This window comes from Oceanicola sp. 502str15 (assembly GCF_024105635.1).
Classification (GTDB): domain Bacteria; phylum Pseudomonadota; class Alphaproteobacteria; order Rhodobacterales; family Rhodobacteraceae; genus Vannielia.
Genome location: NZ_WYDQ01000001.1, coordinates 3,504,919 through 3,530,611, shown reverse-complemented (window position 1 = coordinate 3,530,611; position 25,693 = coordinate 3,504,919). Strand labels below are relative to the sequence as shown.

27 protein-coding genes are annotated in these 25,693 nt (G+C 66.0%); 13 read left to right on the top strand and 14 right to left on the bottom strand.

What is annotated here, in order from left to right; translation table 11 throughout:
• Positions 1–99: 99 nt before the first annotated feature.
• The 3 genes from GTH22_RS17380 (at position 100) to GTH22_RS17370 (ending at position 5,122) form a co-directional block, all read left to right on the top strand.
• The gene (locus tag GTH22_RS17380; RefSeq protein ID WP_252946846.1) at positions 100–1,287 is read left to right on the top strand and encodes an aminotransferase class I/II-fold pyridoxal phosphate-dependent enzyme; all 1,188 of its coding nucleotides are present in this window, start codon (positions 100–102) and stop codon (positions 1,285–1,287) included.
• Positions 1,288–1,307: 20 nt separating this feature from the next.
• Positions 1,308–4,157 (top strand): DNA translocase FtsK, encoded by a 2,850-nt coding sequence (locus GTH22_RS17375; protein ID WP_252946845.1) that lies wholly within the window; start codon positions 1,308–1,310, stop codon positions 4,155–4,157.
• Positions 4,158–4,519: 362 nt separating this feature from the next.
• A complete protein-coding gene (locus GTH22_RS17370) occupies positions 4,520–5,122 on the top strand; it encodes an outer membrane lipoprotein carrier protein LolA (protein WP_252946843.1) in 603 nt (200 codons plus the stop codon).
• 52 nt (positions 5,123–5,174) lie between these two features.
• On the opposite strand, the gene GTH22_RS17365 is transcribed toward GTH22_RS17370, so the two are convergent.
• Positions 5,175–5,762, bottom strand: coding sequence for a transglycosylase SLT domain-containing protein (locus GTH22_RS17365; RefSeq protein WP_252946842.1), 588 nt, complete (start codon positions 5,760–5,762; stop codon positions 5,175–5,177).
• A 101-nt stretch (positions 5,763–5,863) separates the two neighbouring features.
• A complete protein-coding gene (locus tag GTH22_RS17360) occupies positions 5,864–6,745 on the bottom strand; it encodes an AEC family transporter (RefSeq protein ID WP_252946840.1) in 882 nt (293 codons plus the stop codon).
• 85 nt (positions 6,746–6,830) lie between these two features.
• On the opposite strand from GTH22_RS17360, the gene hspQ reads away from it, so the two are divergent.
• Complete coding sequence (gene hspQ, locus GTH22_RS17355; RefSeq protein ID WP_252946839.1) at positions 6,831–7,157, top strand: heat shock protein HspQ; 327 nt, start codon at positions 6,831–6,833, stop codon at positions 7,155–7,157.
• Positions 7,158–7,169: 12 nt separating this feature from the next.
• Here the strand turns inward: hspQ and GTH22_RS17350 are convergent, their stop codons facing one another.
• From GTH22_RS17350 to GTH22_RS17340, 3 genes are all read right to left on the bottom strand, one after another.
• Positions 7,170–8,750 (bottom strand): gamma-glutamyltransferase family protein, encoded by a 1,581-nt coding sequence (locus GTH22_RS17350; RefSeq protein ID WP_252946837.1) that lies wholly within the window; start codon positions 8,748–8,750, stop codon positions 7,170–7,172.
• A 305-nt stretch (positions 8,751–9,055) separates the two neighbouring features.
• Entirely contained in the window at positions 9,056–9,565 is a 510-nt protein-coding gene (locus tag GTH22_RS17345) for an ATP-binding protein (RefSeq protein ID WP_252946836.1), read from the bottom strand.
• 12 nt (positions 9,566–9,577) lie between these two features.
• Positions 9,578–9,922, bottom strand: a complete 345-nt coding sequence (locus GTH22_RS17340) for an STAS domain-containing protein (RefSeq protein ID WP_252946835.1) — start codon at positions 9,920–9,922, stop codon at positions 9,578–9,580.
• Positions 9,923–10,016: 94 nt separating this feature from the next.
• Here GTH22_RS17340 and GTH22_RS17335 point away from each other — a divergent pair, with 94 nt between their 5' ends.
• The 5 genes from GTH22_RS17335 to GTH22_RS17315 are packed head-to-tail and all read left to right on the top strand — an operon-like array spanning position 10,017 to position 13,070.
• Positions 10,017–11,177, top strand: coding sequence for an acetyl-CoA C-acyltransferase (locus tag GTH22_RS17335; RefSeq protein ID WP_252946834.1), 1,161 nt, complete (start codon positions 10,017–10,019; stop codon positions 11,175–11,177).
• Positions 11,164–11,640 (top strand): GAF domain-containing protein, encoded by a 477-nt coding sequence (locus GTH22_RS17330; RefSeq protein ID WP_256471605.1) that lies wholly within the window; start codon positions 11,164–11,166, stop codon positions 11,638–11,640. Before GTH22_RS17335 ends, GTH22_RS17330 begins: the two co-directional genes overlap by 14 nt.
• Positions 11,641–11,686: 46 nt before the next feature.
• Entirely contained in the window at positions 11,687–12,058 is a 372-nt protein-coding gene (locus tag GTH22_RS17325) for a GFA family protein (protein WP_252947668.1), read from the top strand.
• Complete coding sequence (locus tag GTH22_RS17320; protein ID WP_252946833.1) at positions 12,055–12,426, top strand: GFA family protein; 372 nt, start codon at positions 12,055–12,057, stop codon at positions 12,424–12,426. Before GTH22_RS17325 ends, GTH22_RS17320 begins: the two co-directional genes overlap by 4 nt.
• Positions 12,423–13,070, top strand: coding sequence for a pseudouridine synthase (locus GTH22_RS17315; protein WP_252946832.1), 648 nt, complete (start codon positions 12,423–12,425; stop codon positions 13,068–13,070). Before GTH22_RS17320 ends, GTH22_RS17315 begins: the two co-directional genes overlap by 4 nt.
• A 34-nt stretch (positions 13,071–13,104) precedes the next feature.
• Here GTH22_RS17315 and GTH22_RS17310 read toward each other — a convergent pair whose 3' ends face one another.
• Positions 13,105–13,773 (bottom strand): glutathione S-transferase family protein, encoded by a 669-nt coding sequence (locus tag GTH22_RS17310; protein WP_252946831.1) that lies wholly within the window; start codon positions 13,771–13,773, stop codon positions 13,105–13,107.
• A gap of 208 nt (positions 13,774–13,981) precedes the next feature.
• Between GTH22_RS17310 and GTH22_RS17305 the strand changes: the two genes are divergently transcribed.
• The 3 genes from GTH22_RS17305 (at position 13,982) to GTH22_RS17295 (ending at position 16,281) form a co-directional block, all read left to right on the top strand.
• Positions 13,982–14,635: a peroxiredoxin gene (locus GTH22_RS17305; protein WP_252946830.1), complete on the top strand. Its 654-nt coding sequence runs from the start codon at positions 13,982–13,984 to the stop codon at positions 14,633–14,635.
• 136 nt (positions 14,636–14,771) lie between these two features.
• Positions 14,772–15,533, top strand: coding sequence for a metallophosphoesterase (locus tag GTH22_RS17300; RefSeq protein WP_252946829.1), 762 nt, complete (start codon positions 14,772–14,774; stop codon positions 15,531–15,533).
• Between the two features lie 235 nt (positions 15,534–15,768).
• Entirely contained in the window at positions 15,769–16,281 is a 513-nt protein-coding gene (locus GTH22_RS17295; RefSeq protein ID WP_252946828.1) for a hypothetical protein, read from the top strand.
• 90 nt (positions 16,282–16,371) lie between these two features.
• Here GTH22_RS17295 and pnp read toward each other — a convergent pair whose 3' ends face one another.
• The 6 genes from pnp to GTH22_RS17265 form a co-directional block, all read right to left on the bottom strand.
• The gene (gene pnp, locus GTH22_RS17290; RefSeq protein ID WP_252946827.1) at positions 16,372–18,507 is read right to left on the bottom strand and encodes a polyribonucleotide nucleotidyltransferase; all 2,136 of its coding nucleotides are present in this window, start codon (positions 18,505–18,507) and stop codon (positions 16,372–16,374) included.
• Positions 18,508–18,754: 247 nt separating this feature from the next.
• Complete coding sequence (locus GTH22_RS17285) at positions 18,755–19,882, bottom strand: GAF domain-containing protein (protein ID WP_252946825.1); 1,128 nt, start codon at positions 19,880–19,882, stop codon at positions 18,755–18,757.
• Between the two features lie 184 nt (positions 19,883–20,066).
• The gene (locus GTH22_RS17280) at positions 20,067–20,780 is read right to left on the bottom strand and encodes a sterol desaturase family protein (protein WP_252946824.1); all 714 of its coding nucleotides are present in this window, start codon (positions 20,778–20,780) and stop codon (positions 20,067–20,069) included.
• Positions 20,781–20,947: 167 nt separating this feature from the next.
• Complete coding sequence (gene rpsO / locus GTH22_RS17275; RefSeq protein WP_252946822.1) at positions 20,948–21,217, bottom strand: 30S ribosomal protein S15; 270 nt, start codon at positions 21,215–21,217, stop codon at positions 20,948–20,950.
• Between the two features lie 156 nt (positions 21,218–21,373).
• Positions 21,374–21,856: a DUF5665 domain-containing protein gene (locus tag GTH22_RS17270; RefSeq protein WP_252946820.1), complete on the bottom strand. Its 483-nt coding sequence runs from the start codon at positions 21,854–21,856 to the stop codon at positions 21,374–21,376.
• 59 nt (positions 21,857–21,915) lie between these two features.
• A complete protein-coding gene (locus GTH22_RS17265; protein WP_252946819.1) occupies positions 21,916–22,920 on the bottom strand; it encodes a calcium-binding protein in 1,005 nt (334 codons plus the stop codon).
• Positions 22,921–23,116: 196 nt separating this feature from the next.
• Between GTH22_RS17265 and GTH22_RS17260 the strand changes: the two genes are divergently transcribed.
• Entirely contained in the window at positions 23,117–24,112 is a 996-nt protein-coding gene (locus GTH22_RS17260) for a hypothetical protein (protein WP_252946818.1), read from the top strand.
• On the opposite strand, the gene GTH22_RS17255 is transcribed toward GTH22_RS17260, so the two are convergent.
• Entirely contained in the window at positions 24,090–24,614 is a 525-nt protein-coding gene (locus GTH22_RS17255; RefSeq protein ID WP_252946816.1) for a DUF1643 domain-containing protein, read from the bottom strand. The genes GTH22_RS17260 and GTH22_RS17255 overlap by 23 nt on opposite strands.
• Positions 24,615–24,699: 85 nt before the next feature.
• Positions 24,700–25,602: a tRNA pseudouridine(55) synthase TruB gene (gene truB / locus GTH22_RS17250; protein WP_252946815.1), complete on the bottom strand. Its 903-nt coding sequence runs from the start codon at positions 25,600–25,602 to the stop codon at positions 24,700–24,702.
• Positions 25,603–25,693: the final 91 nt, after the last annotated feature.

The window sequence follows — 25,693 nt, the reverse complement described above, 5'->3', positions numbered from 1 at the left end:
CTGCAACGGTTCCTCTGGACGCGCCCCCGGCCCGCGGCCTATCCTGCCTGCAAAAGCGGGGCAAAGACCCTGCACCCGAGGCAGCAACGTACAAACAAGATGAACACACCCGAGCGGTTTTCGAACCTGCCAGATTACGCCTTTCCGCGCCTGCGGAAGCTCCTGCACGGCACCGAGCCGGGCGGGGAGGTGGTGGACATGACCATCGGCGAGCCGCGCCATGGCATGCCCGGCTTCGTGGCGCCCGTTGTCGCGCAAACCGTTGACGAATTTGCCAAATACCCGCCCAACGAAGGCACGCCCGAGCTGAAGGCCGCGATCTCCGGCTGGATCTCGCGCCGCTACGGCGTGTCGCTCGACCCCGAAACCCGGGTGATGGCGCTCAACGGCACCCGCGAGGGGCTGTTCAACGCCTGCCTCGCGCTCTGCCCCGAGCGGGCCGCCAACGGCGACACGCCCACGGTGCTCATCCCCAACCCGTTCTACCAGGTCTACGCGGTCGCCGCCGTGGCCGCCGGTGCCGAGCCGGTCTTCGTGCCCGCAACCGCCGAAACCGGCTTTCTGCCCGATTTCGCCTCGCTCCCCGAAGACGTGCTGGCCCGCGCCGAGATCGCCTACCTCTGCTCGCCCTCCAACCCGCAGGGCGCGGTGGCCGATGCGCTCTACTGGCGCGAGCTGATCGGCATGGCCGAGGGCTACGGCTTCCGCATCTTCGCCGATGAATGCTACTCCGAGGTCTACCGCAACGCCCCGCCCCCCGGCGTGTTGCAGGTCGCCGCCGAAATGGGCGCGGACCCCGAAAAGATCGTCTCCTTCCACTCGCTCTCCAAGCGCTCCAACCTGCCCGGGCTGCGCTCGGGCTTCGTCGCCTCCGGCCCGGCCAACATGGCCGAGATCAAGCGCCTGCGCGCCTATGCCGGTGCGCCGATGCCCCTGCCGCTGCAACGGGTGGCCGAGTTGGCTTGGTGCGACGAGGCGCATGTGGAGGAAAGCCGGGCGCTCTACGCCCGCAAATACGCAATCGCCGACGAGATCTTTGCCGCCTGGCCAGAATACACGCCCCCCCAGGGCGGGTTCTTCCTGTGGCTGAAGGTCGATGACAGCGAGCAGGCCACCCTGAAGCTCTGGCGCGAGACCGGGGTGAAGGTGCTGCCCGGGGCCTACCTCGGGCGCGAGGTGGCGGGGGTGAACCCCGGCGCCGGATACATCCGGGTGGCGATGGTAACGAAAGATACAGACGAGCTGCAGGACGGGCTGACAAGGCTCCGTGACTGCCTCGCAGGTTGAGGGACAGGACGAGGAACACCATGGCATATCAGGCAAAACACCGTGACCCGCTCTTCGACTCCGCCATGCAGGCGGCGATCGAGAAACGCGGCAAGGAAATGATCGGCATCGGGCTCATCGCCGCCGGTCTGCTGGTGGCGCTGATGCTTGGCTCCTACGTCCCCGACGATCCCTCCTGGCTCTCGGCCACCGATGCCCCGGCGCAAAACATCCTCGGCCGCTTCGGCGCCTCCATCGCCGGGCCGCTGTTCATCATCGTTGGCCACGCGGCCTGGGTGATCCCGGTGATCCTTGCAGCCTGGGGCGTGCGCTTTGCCCGCCACCTCGGGTCCGACCGTGCCCTGTCCCGGCTGGTCTTTGCCCCGATCGCCGTGGCGCTGGCCGCGATCTACGGCGCCATGCTCACCCCCGGCGGCGACTGGGTGCACAGCTTCGGCCTCGGCGGTCTGTTCGGCGATACCGTGCTCGGCGCCCTGCTCAACATCCTGCCCCTCGGCGCCGGCCTCGGCGTCAAGCTGCTGGCCATTCCCTTCGGCCTCGGGGCGCTGGCCATGCTGGTCTTCGCCCTCGGCGCCACCCGGCTCGAACTCAAGCTCTTCACCCGCTTCCTGCTGGTCGGGGTCATCATGCTCTACGCCGGCGTGATGAAGCTGATGGGCAAGGGCGCGCAGGGCTCGCTCTCGCTGGCCCAGGCCGTGAAGGCCCGCCGCGACGCCAAGCGCGAGGCCGCCGCCGAAGCCGAGCTGCTGACCGAGGCCGCCGCCCCCGTGGTCGCCCGGCACGACTTCACCCCGCGCCCGCTGGTGATGCGCGATGACGAGCCGGCCGAGCACGCCGCCGCCGCACCCGAGCGCAAGGGCCTGCTGGCCAGCGTCACCGGCCTCGTCCGCCGCCCCGTCGAGCCCGAGCTGGTCGAGCCCGAGCCGCAGGCCCATTACGACGCCGAGCAGCCCTCCGACGACCGCATCCGCGCCCGGATTTCCGATGCCATCCGCCAGCGCGCCCGCGTCGGCGGCGCGGTGCGCCCGGTGCTCTCCAACGGCCTGCCCGCCGAGCCGCCGGTGGTGCGCGCCCGCAAGCCGCAGCCGCTGCTGCTCAACACCAAGGGCGCCGTTCCGCCCGCGCCCATGGCCATGCTCGACGACGACGCCGAGGTGATGGAGCCCGTCTCCCACGCGCCCGCCGCCCCCGTCATCGCCCGCTCTCCGGCCGCCGCGCCCGCCGCCATGGCAGAGCCCGCGCCCGTGCCGCAGGAGGCCCGCGCCGTGGTGCAGCATCCGCCCCGCAAGGTGGCGCAGCCCTCGCGCCGCGCCCAGGCCGAGGCCCAGCCCGCGCTGGCCTTCGACCCCGAGGAAGCCCGCTTCGAGCTGCCCCCGCTCTCGCTGCTCTCCCCCGCCCAGGCGGTGGACCGCACCCACCTCTCCGACGAGGCGCTGGAAGAGAACGCCCGGATGCTCGAATCCGTGCTCGACGACTACGGCGTGCGCGGCGAGATCGTCTCGGTCCGCCCCGGCCCGGTTGTGACGATGTACGAACTCGAGCCCGCGCCCGGCCTCAAGGCCTCCCGCGTGATCGGGCTGGCCGACGACATCGCGCGCTCCATGTCGGCCCTCTCGGCCCGCGTCTCCACCGTGCCCGGCCGCTCGGTCATCGGCATCGAACTCCCCAACGAGCGCCGCGAGATGGTCAACTTCCGCGAGATCCTCTCCGGCAAGGATTACGGCGACGGCAACCACCGCCTGCCCCTCGCGCTCGGCAAGGACATCGGCGGCGAGCCGGTCGTGGCCAACCTCGCCAAGATGCCCCACCTGCTGATCGCCGGCACCACCGGCTCGGGCAAGTCCGTGGCCATCAACACCATGATCCTCTCGCTGCTCTACACGCTCCCGCCCGAGGAGCTGCGGATGGTGATGATCGACCCGAAAATGCTCGAACTCTCCGTCTATGACGGCATCCCGCACCTGCTCTCGCCGGTCGTGACCGACCCGAAAAAGGCCGTGGTCGCCCTCAAGTGGGTCGTGGGCGAAATGGAAGACCGCTACCGCAAGATGTCCAAGATGGGCGTGCGCAACATCGAGGGCTACAACGCCCGCGTCCGCGACACGCTCTCCAAGGGCGAGATGTTCTCCCGCACCATCCAGACCGGCTTTGACGACGACACCGGCGAGCCGATCTTCGAGACCGAGGAGTTCAAGCCCGAGACCCTGCCGTTCATCGTGGTGATCGTCGACGAGATGGCCGACCTGATGATGGTCGCCGGCAAGGAGATCGAGGCCTGCATCCAGCGCCTCGCCCAGATGGCCCGTGCTTCTGGCATCCACCTCATCATGGCCACCCAGCGCCCCTCGGTCGACGTGATCACCGGCACCATCAAGGCCAACTTCCCCACCCGGATTTCCTTCCAGGTGACCTCCAAGATCGACAGCCGCACCATCCTCGGCGAAATGGGCGCCGAGCAGCTTCTGGGCATGGGCGACATGCTCTACATGGCCGGCGGCGGGCGCATCACCCGCGTCCACGGGCCGTTCTGCTCGGATGAAGAGGTTGAAGAGGTGGTGAACCACCTCAAGAGCTTCGGCTCCCCCGAATACGTGAGCGGCGTGGTCGAAGGCCCGGATGACGACAAGGAATCCGACATCGACCTGGTGCTCGGCCTCGGCGGCAACACCGATGGCGAAGACGCGCTCTACGATCAGGCCGTGCAGGTCGTGATCCAGGATCGCAAATGCTCCACCAGCTACATCCAGCGCAAGCTCGCCATCGGCTACAACAAGGCCGCCCGCCTCGTGGAGCAGATGGAAGAAAACGGCCTCGTGGGCGCAAGCAACCACGTCGGCAAGCGCGAAATCCTCGTGCCCGAGCAGCAGTAGGCTGCGCCCGCGACGGGCGTGTCTCCCCCACCCTGCGGAGGCTCCGCAGGGTGGCAGAACCCCACCGATCGCGCATTCCCGATCCTCAACACCCCCCTGCCCCACCGTGCGCCGCGATAACCACGTTTCGGCCGTTTCGCGTATGCACGGGGTGTGTACAGCCTGTGCACAGGGTGTGACTCGCAAATGTTCACCGCCCGTTCCGGCCAGCAAGGTTTTGGCGCGGTGCCGTAACCCGGCGTTAGCGGATAGCTGGGGCCAACACCCCATTCTCCCCGCCTTGTTATCGCATATCAGGCACAAACCGCCTAAGTAGGGCGTTGACGGGCACGAAGCCTGAACTGAAACAAGAAGGACGCCGCATGAAACTCCTGCGCACCCTACTCGCCCCGGCCCTCCTGCTGGCCCTCGCCCTTCCGGCTGCGGCCCAGAAGGTCTCGCTGTCGAATTTGTCGAACTATCTCAACAAGTTCACCACCGCGACGGGCGAGTTCACCCAGATCAATTCCGATGGCACAATCTCCACCGGCCAGATCTACATCCACCGCCCCGGGCGCATCCGGTTCGAGTACAACAAGCCCGACAGCAGCCTCGTGATGGCCGGCGGCGGCCAGGTCGCAGTGTTCGACAGCAAGTCCAACACCGGCCCCGAGCAATACCCGCTGCGCCGCACGCCGCTCTCTATCATATTGGCGGAAAGGGTTGATTTTAACCGCAGCGGCATGATCACGGGCCACAAGTCCGACGGCAAAACCACCACCGTCCGCGCCCAGGATCCCGAGCACCCCGAGTATGGCCACATCGAGCTGGTCTTCACCTCCTCGCCGGTCGAACTGCGGCAATGGGTGATCACCGACAATGCCGGCTCGCAAACCACTGTTGTGCTTGGAGAACTGAAGAAGGGCGGCAACATGCGCCCCTCGCTGTTCAACATCCCGCAAGAGACCCAGCGACGCGGCAACTGAGCGTCGTCCCGGCGGGGCCCGCCTGCACGGCGCGGCCCCGTTCCTTTTGCCGTCAGGCCTTGCCGCAGGCGGCGAGCTGGGCGCGGTAAACCTCTGATCTCGCACCCACTTGTCCGGCCACCCGCACCAGCCACGCCTTGGCGTTGTAGCTGCCATTGCGGAAGCCGGTATGCCCCTCGTGATAGGCCAGATACTGGTTGCGCGCGTCGGTCAGCGCCACCCCGTTCCGCTCGCGGGTCTGGTTCATATACCAGCCCATGAAGTCGGTGGCGTCCTGGATATCATCGCGCCGGGCACGGCGGTTTCCGGTCTCGTCCTTGTACTCCTGCCAGGTCGCATCCAGCGCCTGGGAGTAGCCGAAGGCCGAGCTCTGCCGCCCCATCGGGATCACCCCGAGAGACCACTGAAACGGGGTCCGGGCATCGCCGTCGAACTTGCTTTCCTGATAGATCGTGGCCATTTGCACGTGCACCGGCACGTTCCAGCGCCGCTCCGTGCGCTGCATGGCCCGCAGGTACTTGGGCCGCTCGTCGACCAATGCACATGCATTCTCGAGGTTGCGGGGGCTTTCCAGCTCACGCCCGCCACCACAGCCCGCAAGAAGGGCCAATACCAGCACGGTGCTGATTTTCCTGCTCATCGTCACTCGCCTCTGCTCGCGCGGTCTTTGCCGCATTTTGAGCAAGAATAAGCGAATTCAGTGCCCGGGGGAACGCTCAATAGCGCAGGGCAGATCACATTTCAGACGAGGAAGGCGAGCGCCAGCGGCAGGAAGGCGACCGACAGCAGGGTCGAGGCCACCACCAGCCCGGCCACGGCAGAGCTGTCGGCGCCGAAGCGTTCGGCGAGTAAGTAATTTGTAACCGCGATCGGTGTTATCAATTGCAGGATCAGAACGGCAAAGGCCGTGCCGGTGAGGCCAAAGGCAAGGCCCGCGCCAACGCCGATGCCCGCGCAGACCGCGGCCTTCAGCAGCGAAAGCCAGAAGGCACGGCCCATGTCTCCCGGCTGAAGCCGCGCAACGGCCACGCCGAGGGTGATGAGCATGAGCGGGATCGCGACCTGCGCGATGAGGTCGATGGTGTTGGTGATCCAGATCGGCGTCTGCCAGCCCTGCCACAGAAACAGCGCGCCCAGCGCGGTGCCGATGACGACGGGTTCCTTGAGCGATTTCAAGGGGTTGCCGCCACCCGACACCAGCCAGATACCATAAGTGAACGACATCATCGCCATGATGGCGAAGATCACCACCGCAAAGCCGAGGCCCTCCTCGCCAAAGGCAAAGAGCGCCAGCGGCAGGCCAAGGTTGCCGGTATTGCCGAAGATCAGCGGCGCAAGATAGGTCCGCATGTCGAGCTTGAGCAGTTTGGCGACCACGTAAAACGTTATGATTACAGCGGCATAGGCCGCGATGGCAGCAAGCGACACGGCGGTGAGGGATTGCGGGTCGATCTCGGTCTTCATCAGCGCGCCGAAGATCAGACAGGGGATCGCCAGCGTCATCACCAACCGGGTGATGAACCGCATGGGATAGTCCTGCCCGAGCTTCACCCAGACAAAGCCGATTGCCGCCAGGATGAAGACGGGCGCGACAATTTGCGCCACTGTCAGAACGAGGTTCACACACTGTTTCCCTGTTTTTCCGGGCGGATTTGTAGACATCGCCCCCCGCCTCGACTAACCATCGGCACGTGGGGAGCGCAATGGAATGATGAAGACCCGGGCCAAATATCACCTCGGACAAGTGGTGAAGCATCGAAAGCATCCCTTTCGGGGCGTGATCTTCGATGTGGACGCGATGTTCTCGAACACGGACGAATGGTATGCCGCCATTCCCGAAGAGAGCCGGCCGTCCAAGGAACAGCCGTTCTATCACCTGCTGGCCGAGAACGACCAAAGCTACTACGTGGCCTATGTCAGCGAGCAGAACCTGGTGGCCGACTACTCCGGCGAACCGGTGGACCACCCCGACCTGCCAGACCTCTTCGGCCCGTTCGAAGACGGCGTCTACCCCCTCCACTTCCAGCTGAACTGAGGGGCTCCCCCCTCAATACCCGATCGCGCAGCCGTCCTTTCGAGGATCCGATCCGCCGATCAGCACGCCCTCCGGCGTGATCCGGATCGCCTGCGCCCCGCCAATCGGCTTGGGCGCCGCAAACAGCCTGTGGCCCTTCGCCACCAGAGCGGCGCGGGTCGCCTCGGGCATGGCCTCCTCCCATTCGACACCCTTGCTGGTCGAGAAAAACCGTGGCGCGTCAATGGCTTCCTGGGGGTCCATCCCGAAGTCCAGGATGTTGGAAAGCAGCCGGGCATGGCCGGCCGCCTGATATTGGCCCCCCATCACGCCAAAGGGCATCTCGACCCGCCCGTCGTGCAGCATCATGCCCGGAATGATCGTGTGCATCGGCCGCTTGCCCGGCCCGGCCTCGTTGGGATGGCCCGGCACAAGCGAAAGCCCGGCGCCCCGGTTCTGCATCAGAATGCCGAATTTCGGGCTTACCAATCCCGAGCCGAAGCTGTGGAAGATCGAGTAGATGAGTGACAGTGCCATGCCGTCGCGGTCGACGACGCAGAGGTAGACCGTGTCGCGGTGCACCGCCTCGGTGAGGCTCGCCACCTGCTCCTGCACCCGGCCCGGGTCGATCAGCGCCGCCAGCTCCGCACCAAGGCCGGGCCGCAGCAGGCGCGCCGGATCGGCCATGTGATCGGGGTCGGCCACAAAGCGGTCGCGGGCATCGTAGGCCAGTTTCTGCGCCTCGATCTCGATATGCGTCCGCTCCGCGCCCAGCGGGTCCATCCCGGCAATGTCGAACTCCTGGAGAATCGCCGCCATCAGCACCGCCGCCGCGCCCTGGGTGTTGGGCGGGTTCTCGGCAATCGTCCGACTGCGATAGGGCCCGGTGACAGGATCGACCCAGCAGGCGGCCTGCGCCCCGGCGGCAAAATCTTCGAGGCTGTGGCTGCCGCCTTCGACGACCTTGAGCATGTCTTCAGCCACTTCGCCCTCGTAGAACGCCGATGGCCCCTCCTGTGCGATGCGACGCAGAACCTCTGCCTGCCCCGGCGCGCGAAACAGCTCGCCATGGGCCAAGGGCTTGCCCTGGTTCAGAAAATACGCACGCGCCGTGTCACTCTTCAGGTGTTGCCCCTCGAGCCGCCAGTCGCGCGAAACCCGCCCCGCCACCGGCACGCCCTCCTCGGCATAGTGGATCGCCGGGGCAAGGCTCTGCGCGAGGCCGAGCTTGCCGAAGCGCTCCGACAGGGCGGCAAAGCCGGAAATGGCGCCGGGAATGGTGACGGCGTGTGGGTTGTTGTAGACCTCGATCACCGGCCCGAGGCTGCGCAGCCGCTCTGGGTCGGTCGCTGCCGGAGCGCGGCCCGAGCTGTTGAGCGCATGCACCTCGTTCGACCCGGCAGGCTTGACCAGCGCAAAGCAATCGCCCCCGATCCCGGTGCTCTGCGGCTCGCAGAGGCCCAGCAGCACGGCGGCGGCGATGCCGGCATCCACCGCGTTTCCGCCGGCCTTCAGGATCTCCACGGCAGCCTGCGCCGCCAGCGGGTGCGACGTGGCGCACATGCCATTGAGTGAGAGAACAGGCGAGCGGCCCGGGTATTCGAAATTGCGCATGGGTATTCCTCCGGCGGTGACACTAGGGGGCACGGCGGAGGGCAGCAAGACAGCGATGTCGGGAAGAGAAGAACCTCGACGCCACGCACTGGGTGGGGGCTATGAAGCGTGGCGCCGAGGGAAGCTATATGCAGCTACCCGTTCTGTATCGCCCTTGATCCTGACCCCCCTGAGGTCGGATCGGGACCATTTTGCGGCGATGATCGCCGAGCGCGAAACAATGATGCGGAGAGGGCGGATTGGGCACGGATTCAGCACCCAATCGGCACCGGTGCGGCTTGGATGATAGCGTATCGGCGCGGGCCTCAGCCCCGGTCCGACAGCTCGTCGACATCGAGCGAGAAGGTCAGGCGATTCTGATCGTTCTCGCGGGTGTATTCCAGATCGTTCGAAAGCTCGCGGATCAGGAACCAGCCAAAGCCGCCTTCCGGCAGGGCGTCGAGCGGCACATCCACGCGAGCCGCCTGCCCGGAGGGCGCGGCGAGGCCGGGCATGGGCCGGCCATGGTCGGAGACCGCGCAGAACAGCCGGCGCTCGCCCTGCAGAACGGTAATCTCGATCACGCCCGCAGCGGATTCTTCGTAGGCGTGTTCAACGACGTTGTTCAGCACTTCCGCCAGAACCAGCTCGACGGTGCCGCGCGCATCTTCCGTCAGGTTCAGAGGCGACAGATCGCCCAATACCCGCTCCAGCGCGCGGCGCACTTCGAGCGGGGAGCTGGAGAGCACGATGCGCAGGGCATTGCGCTCGCCCTTTGCCACAAGGGGAAAGGGCGTGACATTTGCGTGCTGTTCCATGGTGGCGCGTTTGGCCATGTCGCGGCCCGTTCAGGCGGCGTTTTCGGCGGCGGCAAGGCCGGCGGCGACGGAGCTGTGGATGGTAAAGACAGAGTCCATCCGCGTGAGCTTGAAGACCTTCGCCACCGTCCGCGACAGGCCCGCCAGCTCCAGCTTGGCGCCCGGGTCGATCTGCTTCATGGCGCCGACCACGGCACCAAGGCCCGAACTGTCGAGAAACCCGACTTCGCTCATGTCGAGCACGATCCGCCCGGGATGGCCCAGGGTCCGCTCTCGCATGGTTTCCTTGAAGGCAACCGCCACGGCCGCGTCGATCCGGCTTTCGTGCACGGTGACGAGAAGGATCTTGCCCTTGGTGATGGCTTCGACGTTCATGGCCTGCTCCGAGACAATTGCGGTTGCCTTCAGACCTAGACGCCAAACCTTACCATTCGGTATGCAGGTGCCAGATCAGATCTGGGAGAGAGCGATGGCACGGGTAGGAATTGCAGGCGCGGCACGCACGCCGATGGGCGGGTTTCAGGGCGCATTCGCCGATGTCAGCGCAGCGGACCTCGGAGGCGCGGCCATTCGTGCGGCGATGGAGCAGGCGGGCACCGAGCGTGCCGACGAGCTGCTGATGGGCTGCGTGCTGCCCGCCGGCCAGGGCCAGGCCCCGGCGCGACAGGCGGGCTTTGCCGCAGGGCTGGGCGAAGAGCTGCCCGCGACCACGCTCAACAAGATGTGCGGCTCGGGCATGAAGGCGGCGATGGCCGGCTTCGACAGCATCATGGGCGGCAGCGCCGGCGTGGTGATTGCCGGCGGGATGGAGAGCATGACGGGTGCGCCCTACCTGCTGCCCAAAATGCGCGGCGGCGCGCGCATCGGGCATCAGCAGGTGCAGGATTCGATGTTTCTCGACGGGCTGGAAGACGCCTATGACAAGGGCCGCCTGATGGGCACCTTTGCCGAGGATTGCGCCGAGAAGTTTCAGTTCACCCGCGCCGCGCAGGACGACTATGCGCTCGGCTCGCTGGAAAACGCGCTGGCGGCGCAGAAGGAAGGCCGCTTCGACGGCGAGATCACTGCGGTCACGGTGAAGGGGCGGCGCGGCGACACGGTGGTGACCGAAGACGAGCAGCCCGGCAACGCACGGCCCGACAAGATCCCGACGCTGAAGCCCGCCTTCCGCGAGGGCGGCACGGTGACGGCGGCCAACTCCTCCTCGATCTCCGACGGGGCGGCGGCGCTGGTGCTGGCGGGCGAGGACTCGGGCCTGCCCATCCGCGCCCATATCCTCGGCCACGCCAGCCACGCACAGGCCCCCGGCCTGTTCACCACCGCCCCCGTGCCCGCCGCGCAGAAGCTGCTGAAGCGTCTCGGCTGGAGCGTGGAGGACGTGGACCTCTGGGAAGTGAACGAAGCCTTCGCCGTGGTCCCCATGGCCTTCATGCGCGAGATGGGCGTGGGCCGTGACAGGATCAACGTCAACGGCGGCGCCTGCGCCCTGGGCCACCCGATCGGGGCCAGCGGTGCGCGGATCATGGTTACCCTGCTGAATGCGCTGGAAAAGCGCGACCTGAAGCGCGGCGTGGCCGCTATCTGCATCGGGGGAGGCGAGGGCACGGCGATCGCGATTGAACGTGCCTGAGGTCGACTATGCGGCGCTGATCAAGGTGGTCGAGAGCCTGACGGAGGGCGAAACCGACGAGGTGGCGATCATGGCCACGCTGGCCTGCGAAATCCACCACGCCGACGACCGCTTCGACTGGACCGGCTTCTACCGCGTGACCGCGCCGGACATGCTCAAGATCGGCCCCTATCAGGGCGGCCACGGCTGCCTCGTGATCCCGTTCGGCAACGGCGTTTGCGGCACCTGCGCGCAAACGGGAGAGGTGCAGCTTGTCGATGACGTCGAGGCCTTTCCGGGCCATATCGCCTGCGCCGCCTCGACCCGGTCCGAGATTGTGCTGCCGGTCCGGGGCGCATCCGGGCGGCTGATCGGCGTGCTCGACATCGACAGCGATCAGCCCGCCGCCTTTGGCCCGGCCGATGCGGAGGGGTTGGCGCAGGTGATCGAGGTGGCTTTCGGCAATGGCGGGCACTGGCGATGAGCGGCTGGCGGCTTTCACCGCGCCGGAAGCGGATGGAGGGCCTGCGATGAGCCTGTCCGGTTCCTGCCTGTGCGGGGCGATCCGCTTTGAGGTCACCGGAGAGCCGCAGGGCGTTTCGGTCTGCCATTGCGGGCAGTGCCGGCGGATGTCGGGGCATCTGTGGTCGTCCGCCTACGTGAAGGACGGCGAGCTGACGATCACCGGCGAACCGCAGTGGTATGCTTCTTCCGAAACCGCCAAACGCGGCTTCTGCCCGACCTGCGGCAGCTTCCTGTTCTGGAAACACAACGCCGAAGACACCATCAGCTTTGCCCTTGGCGCGGTGGATGGGCCGACCGGCCTGACACTGCAGAAGCACATCTTCACGGCCGACAAGGGCGACTACTACGACATCGGGGATGGGGTGGAGCAGACATGAGCCATCAGGGCCGGTGCAACTGCGGCGCCATACGCTTCGAGGTGGATGGCCCGCTCGTTGAGGCCTCTGCCTGCCATTGCGCCCAGTGCCGCAAGCAGTCGGGTCACGTGATGGCCGGGGCCGATTGCCATGAGGACGCGCTGCATGTCGAAGGCACGCCGCGCTGGTACGAGGCCAGCCCCTTGGCCCGGCGTGGCTTCTGCCCCGACTGCGGCTGCCAGCTCTTCTGGCAGGCCCATGGCGACAGTACGATTTCGGTGAACCTCGGTGCGCTCGACGCGCCCACCGGCCTTCGGCTGGAGAAACACATCTACGTGGCCGACAAGGGCGATTACTACACCATCACCGACGGGTTGCCCCAAGAATGAGCGACGACTACCGCCCGCCCGACACGCCGCTCGATGTGCTGCACCATGACCACGAGCTGCTTGCACTCAACAAGCCCTCGGGCCTGCTCTCGGTGCCCGGGAAGGGCGAACATCTGGCGGACTGCCTGCTGGCACGGGCGCAGGCGGCATTTCCGGAGGCGCTGCTGGTGCACCGGCTCGATCGGGATACCTCGGGCGTGATGGTCTTTGGCCTCACCCCCCATGCCCAACGCCACCTTGGCCTGCAGTTCGAGCACCGGCGCACCAAGAAGCACTACGTGGCGCGGGTCTGGGGCGAGATGGAGGCGCCGGAAGGCGTGGTGGACCTGCCCCTGATCGTCGACTGGCCCAACCGGCCCCGGCAGATGGTGGACCATGAGAACGGCAAGGCCGCGGTGACGCGATGGAAGCGGCTGAAGGCGGGCAAGGGCGAAAGCCGGGTGCGGCTGATGCCGGAGACGGGCCGGTCGCACCAGCTCCGGGTGCATATGCGCGAGATCGGCCACCCCATTCTGGGAGACCCGTTTTATGCAGAGGGCCCGGCACGGGACTTCCCCCGCCTGATGCTCCATGCCGAAATGCTTCGGGTGCTGCACCCCGATGGCGGCAAGGGTGTGAGCTTCAAGGCGAAGGTGCCGTTTTGAGGGCGGGGTTTCCCCTGCCCTGCGGCCCCAGCGATCAGCGGGCGTATTTCGCCGCGTTGCTCTCGATCTCGGCGATCTGGTCGGCCATGGCCTTCCGGTAGGCGGGGCGGGCGAGGCAGCGGTCACGGTAGGTCACGAGGGTCGGGTGATCTTCGATCAGGTTCAGCCCGTCGAGCCCGTGCAGCACAGAGGCCATCATCAGGTCGGCCACGCAGAAGGTATCGCCCAGCAGATAGTCTTTCTCGCCCAGCGCCCCGGCAAGGCGCTTGAGTTTCTTGCCGGCCATTGCCCGCAGGGTCGGGGCAACGCGCTCTGCGGCTTCGCGGTCTTCAACGAAGGTCTGCACGGTGCCCACAACGCCGGTGAGCGGCTCGACCGAGTTGAGCGCGGCAAAGACCCAGGACAGCGCGGCATAGCGGTCGATTTCGGGGGGGAGCAGGGCCTCGCTGGTTTCGGAGATGCGCCAGACCACAGCGCCGCTCTCGAACATAGGGGCGCCGTCGATTTCCAGAACCGGCACCTGGCCGAAAGGTTGCCGGGCCAGATGCTCGGGTTTGCCCTGTGTGCCCATGGCAACGTGATCGACATCGTAGCTCAACCCCGCCTCGATCAACGCCCAGCGCAACCGGAAGTCGCGCACCTGGCCCTTGGCGAAATCGGGCACCCAGTCGTAGCCCCAGACCTTGAGTTTCGAATCTTTCATGGCTGTCTCCCGACTTTGTTGGGTTGATGTCAACACGCCGTGCCGCCCCACCACAAGCCCCACCTGTCCCGCGGGCCGCGCAAATCATGGATTGCCGTTCCAGCCTGCCCCGGGATGGCAAAACAAGCACCCGGCTTTGTGCGGCCCCCCTTTCATTTCTGCCAGTCACCCGTATCTATTGCCCAAAGCATCACCAATGGAGGACACCATGGCCCTGCGTATCAACGACACCGCGCCCAACCTGACCGTCACCACCGATCAGGGCGAGATTTCCCTGCACGACTGGATCGGAGACGGCTGGGCGGTGATCTTCTCGCACCCCAAGGATTTTACCCCCGTCTGCACCACCGAGTTTGGCGCCGTGGCCCAGTTGGCCGACGAATGGGCCAAGCGCGGCACCAAGGTGCTTGGCGTTTCGGTCGACGGCGTGGAAGACCACAAGAAGTGGAAAGGCGACATCGAGAGCTTCGGCGGCGCGGCCCCTGGATTTCCGATCGTGGCCGATGACGGGCTGGAGCTGGCCAAGGCCTTCGACATGCTGCCCGCCGAGGCCTACCTGCCCGATGGCCGCACCCCGGCAGACACCGCGACTGTGCGCTCGGTCTACATCATCGCGCCGAACAAGAAGGTGCAGCTGGTGATGACCTACCCGATGACAGTAGGCCGCAACTTTGCCGAGGTGCTGCGTGCACTTGACGGGCTGCAGCGCACCTACGAGCAGCCGCTCGCCACGCCCGCCAACTGGGAAGTCGGGCAGGATGTGATCGTTGCCCTCGCGCTCGACGATGCCGCCGCGACCGAAAAATACGGGGAGCTGGACAAGAAGCTGCCCTACCTGCGGTTTGCCAAGAACCCGGGCTGACGGCGCAGGCCTGATCCCTCATACGTGACAAGGCCCCGTTGGTGACAGCGGGGCTTTTTTGTTAGTCTCGGGAGCGGCGCCCTGGCTGTGATGGCAGGCGGGGGAGCGCGGGGCGTTATGGAGTAGCAAGGCGGACGTGAAGAACCTGATCCTCAACCTGTTTGGAAAGCGCGCCCCGGGGGCCGCCGGGGCCGCCTTTGTGGGCGAGGCCCCTGCGCCGGAAACGGCCTTTGTCGCCGTCGGGGACATTCATGGCCGCGATGATCTGCTGGTGCGGATGCTGGAACGGATCGAGGAAGAGGCGGCCGGGCTGCCGATTGTGTTCGTCGGGGACTACGTGGACCGGGGAGAGGCCTCTGCCGCTGTGCTCCGGCGGCTCAAACCGATGTGTGACGATGGCCGGGCGATCTGCCTGAGGGGCAACCACGAAGAGATGATGCTGGACTTCGCGCGGGGCAAGTATCCGCGCTGGCTGGCCTATGGCGGCTTGCAGACCCTGGCGAGCTTCGGTCTTGGCGCCGACATCACCGAAACCGGCGGCACCGGGCTGGAGGCGGCACATGCGGACTTGCACGACGCGCTCGAGGCGGACGGGCTGCTGGCGTGGCTCTCGGACCTGCCACGCCACTGGCAGAGCGGCAACGTGGCCGTCACGCACGCGGGGGCCGACCCTGCGCGGCCGATTGCAGAGCAGTCCAACTCACTGACCAACGGCCACCCGGACTTCTTTTCCACCCCGCGCCCGGACGGAACCTGGATTGTGCACGGCCACTACATTCGCGAAACCCACGAGATTCACCCGGGCCGGATTGCCATTGATACCGGGGCCTATGCCACCGGGCAGCTCACCGCCGTCGTACTCGCGCCCGACTCTGCTCCCCGTTTTCTGGCAACGTGAAACCGCCATTTGCGGCGAGCCATGCGCCCTGTGCAGGAAGTCCATGCAGCGTGGACATGGAGGCAGGAAAAGGCCCGGCGGATGCCGCCTAAAAGCCCGAAACTCCCAAGTATCGGGGCTTGCATCCACATGGTTGCCTCAGTCTGCAGCTATCAGAATGGACCAAGAAAGTCCTGAACAGAGCATAGCCTCCGGCCCGGCCAGACCGGGCGGAGGGAATCGAGACAGGTGATCCATGACTGAAGAGACTTCGTATAAACGCCCGTTCTCGGGCGTCCCTGAAATGCTGTGCCGCGCGGCGGGCCTTGCGGCCCTGTGCTTCGGCCTTGCCAGCACCCCCGCGATGGCCAGCCCGGTGGCCAAGGGTGGCGGGCTCTTTGTTGTGGGCAACGACCGGGGCGGGGTGATCCTGTCGCGGCTGAAAGAACTGCGGAGGCTGCGCAGCTCGGCAAAGCGCGTCGAGATCCGGGGGCGGATGTGCCTGTCGTCCTGCACCATGTACCTCGGCCTGCCGCAGACCTGTGTGAGTGCCGAAACGACGTTCGGCTTTCACGGGCCTTCGCTCTTTGGCCTGCCGATGGGGCGGCGCGATTTCGAGAACACCAGCCGCATCATCGCCTCCAATTACCCCGCGCCGTTGCGGGGGTGGTACATGAGCAAGGCGCGCTACGAGATTTCGGGGTTCAAGCGGATGAGCGGCGCCACGCTGATCGAGCTGGGTGTGCCGGAGTGCCCCGTTTCGGGGTGAGGCACCTGCGGATCGGCCGGTTCCGGCGCACCATGGCAAAAGGGCCCGAGGTTTCCCCCGGGCCCTTTCGTTTTGTCAGGGAGAGCGACCTCAGTCGGCCTTCTCTTCCTTCTTGATCTCTTCGCCAGTCTCCTGGTCGACGACCTTCATCGACAGGCGAACCTTGCCGCGATCGTCAAAGCCCAGAAGCTTGACCTTCACGTCCTGGCCTTCCGTCAGCTGGTCGCTGGGGTGGTTCAGGCGCTGGTTGGCGATCTGGGAGACGTGCACGAGGCCGTCACGCTTGCCGAAGAAGTTCACGAAGGCGCCGAAGTCGACGATCTTCACGACCTTGCCGTTGTAGATCTTGCCTTCTTCCGGCTCGGCGACGATCGACCAGATCATCTCGCGGGCCTTCTCGATGCACTCGGCATTCGGCGAGGCGATCTTGATGACGCCATCGTCGTTGATGTCGACCTTGGCACCCGAAACCTCGACGATCTCGCGGATCACCTTGCCGCCCGAGCCGATCACTTCACGGATCTTGTCGGTGGGAACGTTCATGGTTTCGATGCGCGGGGCGTGGGCCGAGAACTCGGTGCGCCCGGCGGTCAGTGCCTTGGACATCTCGTTGAGGATGTGCAGACGCGCATCCTTGGCCTGGGCCAGAGCGGTCTTCATGATCTCGGGCGTGATGCCCGCAATCTTGATGTCCATCTGGAGCGAGGTGATGCCCTCTTCGGTGCCGGCAACCTTGAAGTCCATGTCGCCGAGGTGATCCTCGTCGCCAAGGATGTCGGTCAGGATGGCATACTCACCGCTTTCTTCCATCACCAGGCCCATGGCCACGCCAGCCACGGGGGCTTTCAGCGGCACACCGGCGTCCATCATCGAGAGCGAGCCGCCGCAGACGGAGGCCATCGAGGAAGAGCCGTTGGATTCGGTGATCTCCGACACCACGCGAATGGTGTAGGGGAAGTCGGTCGGGGCAGGCAGAACGGCCTGAAGGGCGCGCCATGCGAGCTTGCCGTGGCCGATCTCGCGACGACCGGTAAAGCCGAAGCGGCCAACCTCACCCACCGAGTAGGGCGGGAAGTTGTAGTGCAGCATGAAGTTGCTGCGGTAGTTGGCGTGCAGCGCGTCGATGATCTGCTCATCGTCGCCGGTGCCGAGGGTGGTGACCACAAGGCCCTGGGTCTCGCCACGGGTGAACAGCGCCGAACCGTGGGTCCGGGGCAGGATGCCCACTTCGCTGACGATGTCGCGCACCTCGGTGGTCGAACGACCGTCGATCCGCTTGCCGGTTTTGACAACGTCACCACGCAGGATGCCGGACTCGAGCTTCTTGAGGGCGGAACCGAGGTTTGCATCCTCTTTCTGCTCGTCGGTCAGGGCCTCGACGGCCTTTGCCTTGGCGGCAGCAACGGCGGTGGTCCGCTCCTGCTTGTCGGTGATGGCATAGGCGGCACGCATGTCGGCCTCGCCGGCCGCTTTCACGGCTTCATAGAGCTCGGAGTAATCCGGTGCCTGGTAGTCGAAGGGCTCTTTGGCGGCCTCTTCGGCCAGCGAAATGATCAGGTCGATCACCGGCTGGATCTGCTCGTGGGCGAAGGTCACGGCGCCGAGCATCTCGTCTTCGCTCAGCTCGTAGGCCTCGGACTCGACCATCATCACCGCGTCCTTGGTGCCGGCGACTACGAGGTCGAGGCGCTGGTCGGGGTTCAGGCGGAGCTGGTCCATGTCCTGCACTTCAGGGTTCAGGACGTATTCGCCATCTTCGAAGCCGACGCGGGCTGCGGCAATCGGGCCCATGAAGGGGGCGCCGGAGATGGTGAGGGCCGCGGAGGCGGCGATCATCGCCACGATGTCCGGGTCGTTGACCAGGTCGTGGGAGAGCACGGTGCAGATCACCAGCACTTCATTCTTGAAGCCGGGGACGAACAGCGGGCGGATCGGGCGGTCGATCAGGCGGGAGGTCAGCGTCTCTTTCTCGGTCGGACGGCCTTCGCGCTTGAAGAAGCCGCCGGGCACTTTACCGGCAGCGTAGTATTTCTCGTTGTAGTGGACAGTGAGGGGGAAGAAATCCTGCCCCGGCTTCGCCTGCTTGGCGAAGGTCACGTTGGCCATGACGGAGGTTTCGCCCAGCGTGGCGATAACCGAACCATCGGCCTGACGGGCCACACGGCCCGTTTCGAGGGTGAGGGTCTCTTCGCCCCACTCCATGGATTTAGTCGTCGTTTTGAACATGTTCGTTTCCTGTAGGGGAGCACTCCCGGGCGTATCCCGGGTCTCCCGTTTGAATGGCGACCCCATTGCCGCCGGCCCCTGATACCTATTCCATCGAGCGCCGGGGCCTTGGCGCAACGTCTCAGATGGCCGGGCCATACAGGAAAGTTCGGGCTATGGGAAGCGTTGTGAGGCCGCACCCGGATGCACGGCACGATTGTAGCGCCGCGGCAGGTTGGCCGACTTTGCGCGCCCCGACAAGGCGAGGTTACTCGGCCAGGCGTTCGCGGGGCAGGGTTATGTGACGGGTCATGCCGGTCGGGCGCAGGTCGGTTTCGAGCTTGCCGTCCAGCTGGCCTTCGATGGCAATGGAAATCAGCCGGGTGCCGAAACCTTCGGCCTTGCCGGCGCTGTCAGATACGCGGCCGGTTTCTTCCCAGTGGATGTGCAGGTCGTTGCCCGCCACCTTCCAGCTCACCGAAAGCTGCCCGTCCGGGCCTGCGAGCGCACCATACTTGGCGGCATTGGTCGCCAGTTCGTGCAGCGCAAGCGACAGTGAGGTGCTGGCGCGGGGGCCGAGCACCACGTTGGGCCCTTCGATCTGGCTCAGGTGCTCCTTGCCGTAGGGAATGAGCAGGGTGTCGAGCAGCTCGGAGAGCGAAATGCGGTCGCCCAGCGGCTTTCCGGCCTGGATGATCGGGGCCAACAGGTTGTGAGCCTTCGCCAGCGCCTGCAGCCGCGCCTCCAGCACCGACTGATCTTCGCCGTTGGAATGGCTCAGACGCACCATACCGCTGACCACGGTGAAAAGGTTCTTCACCCGGTGGTTCAGCTCCTCGACCAGAAGCTGGCGCTCCTCAAGCGCCTGATGCAGGCGGATCTCGCTTTCGACGATGCCGGCGATATCCTCGAGCGCCTTCATCTGCTCTTCGCTCCAGTCATGCGCCATGTTGTCGATCGCACAGAAGGAGCCCAGCACCTCGCCGCCCGGCCCGTGGACCGGGACGCCAAGGTAGGCGACCACGCCCAGATCCGAGGTGGCCCCATTGCCCGCCAGAAGCGGATGGCTTCGGGCATCCATCACCGCAAGCGAGGTGCGCGACGACACGACGTACTGACAGAAGGAATGGCTCAGAGGCGTTTCGCGATCGGTTACGCCGGCTTCGTCGAGGCCGGATTGCGCCTTGAAGAACTGGCGTTGATTGCTGACCAGCGAGAGCAACCCGACCGGGGCCCCAGTAATCTGACGGGCCAGCCGCACGGCACGGTCGTAGACCTCTTCGGGGACGCTATCCATCAGGCCCGTCTTTTCCAGCTCCACGAGCCGCTCGCGTCGCCCAAGCTCGGCGGCGTGGCCCTCGGGTTCGGCAGTGGGAAACTCGGGCAGATCCGCCATAGGATGCTTTCGTAGGGATGGTGCTGTTCGGCGCAGAGGGTTAGCAGCTTGAAGCACACCACACCACGAAATTTTACGGAGATGCCAGAGGTTTGGGCGGAAAGTTGATCGCTCGGGGGCCGTGGTGCGGGCAGGCTATGTCTTATGCTGCACTCGCGCAACCTTGGCGCGAGCAGGTTGAGCCCTACCCGACGTGGCGGGGGGCCTTGGCGATGCCATAGGCCTTTCGGGCGGTGACAAGGCGCAGGTCGTCGGGGTTCATCCCGATGCTCATCATGGTGCTGCGGTCGTAGCGCGCGCGGGCGCGGGCCGGGTCATGCGGGGTGCCCATCAGCCTGTCGATCCACGCCATGCCCGCGGTGACGTGAAAGGTGGCGTGGTGGTCTTGGTAGTGGTGGGCCATGTGCTCTCGCGTCACCCATTTGCCAAAGCGGCCCTTGGGCACGTTCAGATGCGCCAGCGTGTGGCAGTACTCGTAGAAGGCAAAGGCCGCAGCGGAACCGACGAAAAGCGCCACCCAGGCAAATTGCACTGCGCCCCACAGCCCGACGAGGGGCCAGAGCACCAGCAGATGCACCGCGAAAGAGCCGGCGGCAAAGCGGAGCGGAAACCAGTGATCGTCGCCGGTGAAGAACTCTTCGTCCTGCGGAAATTCGTGATGCCCGATGTGGCTGCGATAGAGCTTGTTGAACGGGCTCTGCTCTGTCGGCGGCTTGCGGTGATAGATGAAGCGGTGGATCAGGTACTCGTTGAACCACTGGATCACCACGCCATAGGCAAGGGCGGGCAGCATCCAGAGCTGGAAATTGAAGACGATCAGGCCGAGGCCCGCCAGCCAGAACGGCGCAAGCCTGTGCAGCCCGCCCATGTGGATGACGATGCGCAACGCAGGGATCATGGTGCTCCTCCTGCCCGCAGGATGAGGCGTCGTGCGGCTTTCGGTCAACGGGGTGGCCGGTGCGACGTGGCGTCGGATGGCCTGCAGCCCGTTGGCACGCCGTCCTCCGCAAACGAAAAGGGGCGGCCCAACGGCCACCCCTTCGGTCTTGTCCCTGGCGGTCCGTCTTAGCGGCGGATGCCGAGCTTGCCGATGAGGTCCTTGTAACGGTCCTCGTTCTTGTTCTTCAGGTAGTCCAGCAGCTTGCGGCGCTGGGCCACGAGCTTGAGAAGGCCACGGCGGCCGTGGTTGTCCTTCTTGTGGGTCTTGAAGTGCTCGGTGAGCGTGCTGATCCGCGAGCTCAGGATGGCAATCTGCACTTCGGGCGAACCGGTGTCGCCTTCTGCGGTGCCGTATTCCTTGATGACGCGGGCCTTGTCTTCAGCGGTAATCGACATCGGGGTCTCCTTTGGTTTGGTGTTTCGGGCGCAAGCCGGGATGTCGTCCAGCAGGGTCCATGGAGTGTGCCGACCGGCGATCCGGGCGACAGGGGGGGCGTATAGGGGAAGGCAGCGCGGATGGGAAGGTGATTCGTGATGCCTGTGCGGGCGGGGTCAGTCGGCGTTGGCCGGAGGAATTTCGCCCGGTTCGGCCTGCGGCGGATCCTCGGGCGCAGGCTGCCCGGCGCCCTCTGGCGCGGGCAATTGCTCTTCCACCCGCTGCTCGGCTTCGGCCTCGGTCTGCTCCTCGCCCATTTCAACATCCAGTTCCGCTGCCCATTCGGCGAGGATCGGGATGAAATCGACCTGGCTCAGGAGATAGGCGAGAATCGAGACCAGCACCGTGGCGCCCACCACGGAGCCGAGCCCGAAGGCCATGCCACGCAGGAGCTGAAAGGCGATGAGTCGCCAGAACTGGGCATAGACCCGCAGGAACTTGTGATCGTTGAGCTTGGCGACCTCCTCGCGCAACGAGACGATCTCACGCTTGAGATCGGTTCGAGTTGCATCGAGTTCGGTTTCCGGCACGCCTGCCTGTTCCTCGGCCGCGAGGGCCGGAGACGGTTTGGCAGAAAGATGTGGGTCGGGGTCGCTCATGGGGCGACACTATCGGAATCCGTCGAATTGAAAAGCCGGGCGCGACGGAAGCTGTGCGATCAGGGCGAGGCAGCTGTCGACATCGGCACGAGCTGAATATCCTGTGGCGTGAGCGAGGCGCCACCGTGGACGAGGCCGATCAGCGCGCCATCGGCAAACACCGCGACCAAGTCGCCGTCTCCCTCCGACATGGTGACTTCCGGCGGCATGTCGCCCGCCTCGTCGTCCCAGAGCAGGGCGAGGCCGTCTTCTGCACTGTTGAAGTCGAGAATCTCGGCCACGGCCGCGTCGTCGCGGTCAGGTCCGAGGGTGAATGTGTCGGCCCCCGCGCCGCCGGTTGCAATATCACCAGCTCCAAGCACCAGAACATCGTTGCCGGCGCCGCCATTGAGCCAGTCGGTGCTCTGGTCGTCCGCGCCGGTGAGCAGGTCGTCGCCCTGTCCGCCTTGCAGGTTGTCTTGCCCCTCACCGCCCGCGAGCGTGTCATCGCCAAGCCCGCCTTCGATCTGGTCATCGCCTGCGCCGCCGGAGAGCACATCCGCCCCATCGCCGCCTGTCAGCCGGTCGGCGCCATCGCCGCCCGCGAGCGTGTCATCGCCCGCGCCGCCCCAAAGCGCATCGTCACCCGCGCCCCCCTGAAGCAGATCATTGCCCGCCTCGCCGAAGAGCGCATCGGCGCCCGCCGCGCCGAGGAGCATATCATTTCCGGCGTTGCCGAAGGCTACATCGTCGCCGCCGCCCGCCTCGATAAGGTCGTCTCCCTCGTAGCCCTGAAGGATATCGTCTGCATCGGTGCCTTCCAGCCTGTCGGCATCGGGTGAGCCGGTTTGGGTCTGGGCACCGCCCCCTTCTTCGGGGTCGGACAGCGGGTTTGTCTCCCCGGTCTCATCCGGTTCGAGAGTATCGAGCAGCGACGTGCTGAGCAGGCCATCGCCCGGCACGCCAGACGCATCTTCGCCTTCATCGACTGCGAAATCCTCCTCTTCGGCCTCTTCGCTGCCCATGACGCCGACAACCGCAGACCCGACAAGGACGGCACCCATAATTCCGAACAGCAAGAACATGCAGGCGATCCCTCCAACGGCGCGGCAGCTCGGGTGAGCGGAAAAGCGGGGCCCCGGGCGTAAAGTCCCTGATAGCCGCGATGGATGGACGAAACCTTTCCGACACCGGAAAGAAGTGCCTAAAATTTGCAACAAACCATGCGCGCCTGACGCCTATGGGCTGGAAACCCGCCGGGGTTCGGAGGATGATCCGCCCATGGTTCCCGACTGGCTCATTCCGTTGCTGATCTTCCTGCTGGCGCTGGTGCTGATCGCGCTGTGGTTCCGGCTGCGGGCACGGCGCAAGGCCGATCTGGCCGAGGTCGAACCGGTGGAAGATGTGCCGGACGCTGCGCCTGAGGAGCCTGCTGCGGCAGCAGTTCAGGCAGAAGAGTTTCCGCCCGAGATCCAGGCGGTCAGGGAAGAATTGAGCCGCATTCGCTCCGAAGAGGAGGCCGCGACTGCAAAGGAAGCGGAGCTGGATTCGCAGGCCGCCGCGCGGGCGGCCATCGCCAAGGCGCTGGCGGAAGGCGTGAGCGAAGAGGACGCGAAGACGCCTGAGGCGACTGCTGCCGAGGGGGACGAGGCTGACCCGGTGGAGCTGGCGGAGCCCCCCATTGCAACTGAGCCGGAACAGGCCGATGAGGAGGAGGCGCACGAGGAGGTCGAGGCATTGGCAGCGGAAGCGGAGGGCGATGAGCCCACCCGCGAGGTCATGGTCGCGGACCCGTTGGAGAGTGACGACAGGTCTGGCGACGTGCCGGAGGCGGAAGCGGAAGCGGATGAGCTGGCCGAGACAGAGACAGAGAACGCCATCGAGACGCCCGGCGACACCGATGAAGAGGCCGCCCCCGGGCCGGAGCCAGACGCCAGCGACGAGACTGCCGACGGCGATGAATATGACTCCGAGGGCAGGATCATCCTGCCGATGGCGATGGGCGATATCATCGTCACCACAGAAACGCCGCGGCGGCTGAAACTCTCGGTTGATCGGCAGTGGCCGATCCCGGTGGTGCAGGGCTTCGAGCCTGAAACCGAGCGGCTGGTGGTGTTCTACGATGGTCCGGAGGCCACGGATGTCGTGATGCTGCCAACGGTGCAGGACACGTGGCAGATCAGCCTGGGCGGTCGCCCGGTGGTGCAGGTGGAGTGCGCCGGGGGGCCGGAAGCGATTGGTACGGCGCTGCGGGTCAGGACACGTCCGGCGGACTAGTCCAGAGCCGGGGCTGCTCGGCGTATCCGATATAAAGCGGGTGCTTCGGCTCGCCGTGCTTGGTCAGCCCGAGATGGTAGAGCGGCCAGCCGCCCTGCCGCAGCAAATCGGCCACCGCCCTGCCCCGGCCCAGATGCGCACCATGGCTGCCCCAGGCACAGATGATCCGATCGGCCCATGTGCAGCTCTCGAGAATCGCCGCATCATTCTCCGGGCCTACCGGCTCGGGTGCGGCGCGCATGGCCTTCGGGTCGGTGTCGCGCCAGGCGAAGATGTTGGTGACGCGGAAGCTGCCGAAGCCGAGGGTGCGGGCGCGGCGCTCGCAGCGCTCGACGGTAGGGTCGTTCTGGACCTCGGTGGCGGTGGAAGGGTTGAGCATGATGAACAATGCCTTCTCGCCCGCCGGATCCCAGGTGCGGGTGAGCAGGTAACGGTAACGCTCGCAGTCGGAATAGACGGCGGTGGAAGGCGCGTCGCCCTTGGTGTGGGTGCGCGTGATCATGGGTGCTTGGCCTTTGTGAGACGTGTTCGCGCGCCCGGGCGGGCCGGGGCGAAAGCGCCGCAGAGCGGTTGATGCGCCAGAACGCTCACCGGTTCAGAACTCGTGCAGGATGGAACTCGCCTCCCATGAAGCGGCCCAGCGCGATGGCCTGGCCCTTGTGGGCGGCCCAGCATTCTTCACCGAACTCGGCATCGGTAGCCACCACGGGCGCGGGATTGCCGTGGGCGATGCGGGTGGCGGCGGCCTCGTTCACGGTGACGCGGGCCAAATCCCCCAGACCGGCCTCCAGCGGCAGGAGCAGCCCGTCGACATCGGGTGTTCGGGCCAACGCCTCCACCTGCTCCAACGTCACCGACCCCTCAAGATCGAACGGCCCGGACCACTCGCGCCGCAGGCCCAACACATGGCCAAGACAGCCCAACGCCTCGCCCAGATCACGCGCGATGGAGCGGACGTAACCGCCCTTGCCGCAGACCATCCGCAGCTCGGCGGTGTCCGGGTCGGGGCGGGCGACAAGCTCGAGGCTCTCAACCCAGAGCGGGCGGGCCGCAACCTCGAAATCCTCGCCGTCGCGGGCCAGCGCATAGGCGCGCTCGCCGTCGATCTTGACGGCGGAATACTTGGGCGGCACCTGCATGATCTCGCCAGTAAACCCTGCCAGGGCGGCGCGGATCTCGTCATCGGAGGGGCGGGCTTCGGAGGTGGCGATCACTTCGCCCTCGGCATCATCGGTGTTGGTGGCCGCACCGAGCCGCACCGTGAAGCTGTAGCACTTGTCGGCGTCCATCACGTAGGGCACGCATTTGGTGGCCTCGCCAAAGGCGATGGCCAGAAGGCCGGTGGCTGCGGGATCGAGCGTGCCCGAGTGGCCTGCCTTCTTGGCCTCGAAGGCCCAGCGCAGCTTGTTCACGCACCCTGTGCTCGTCGGCCCGGCGGGCTTGTCGAGGATGATCCAACCGGAAATGTCGCGTCCCTTGCGGCGGGCCATGGGGCCTCCCTTGGTTTTGAGAGGCGGGGCGTAGCGCGGGCGGGCCGGGGCGTCAACGGGGCCGCGTGGGCCGGGCGGGACATGTCCCGCC